The 515-nt window shown below is 61.7% G+C and carries 1 protein-coding gene; it reads right to left on the reverse strand.

Annotation, left to right across the window (positions count from 1 at the left end; translation table 11 throughout):
- Nucleotides 1-515: TetR/AcrR family transcriptional regulator (locus AC1DH9_RS30750; protein WP_477809532.1), on the reverse strand; the 515-nt coding region annotated here is incomplete at both ends.

Here is a 515-nt window from a genome sequence, read left to right on the forward strand (position 1 = left end):
GCCTCAGGCTCTGCGTCGTTGAGCAGACCCTGATATTCCATCCGGCCAATAATCGCCGTCAACACTTTGGCATCCTGCTGCGGCTCTCGCGAACCCAATACCTGAAAAAGCTGGCAGGTGCCCTGCAGGAGGATTTGCTGATGCGAGCGCACCAGCAGCGCCAGGCGCGGGTTGAGCAACGCTTCCTGGCGGAAGGCCTGCTCGGCCATCAGGTGCTCGCGGCGGTTGATCAATTGCCGGTGAACATAATCCGCCATCAGCCGTGCTATATCGTCAGCCAACCGGGAGCGGCACTCGGGGCTGCCGTCGCCGCTGACGACCATCTCGCGCAACAGGCCTTCGTTGTTGGCCCATAGCCTGGCCATGTAGGCGGCGCTACGTTCGACGTATTGAGCGAAGGTATCGGTGAGCAGGTCATCGATATCCTTGAAATAGTAAGTGGTCGCCGACAGCGGCACACCCGCTTCGGCGGCCACGGCGCGGTGACGTACCGCACGAACACCGTCGCGTACGAC

Source organism: Pseudomonas sp. 05T35 (assembly GCF_056396605.1).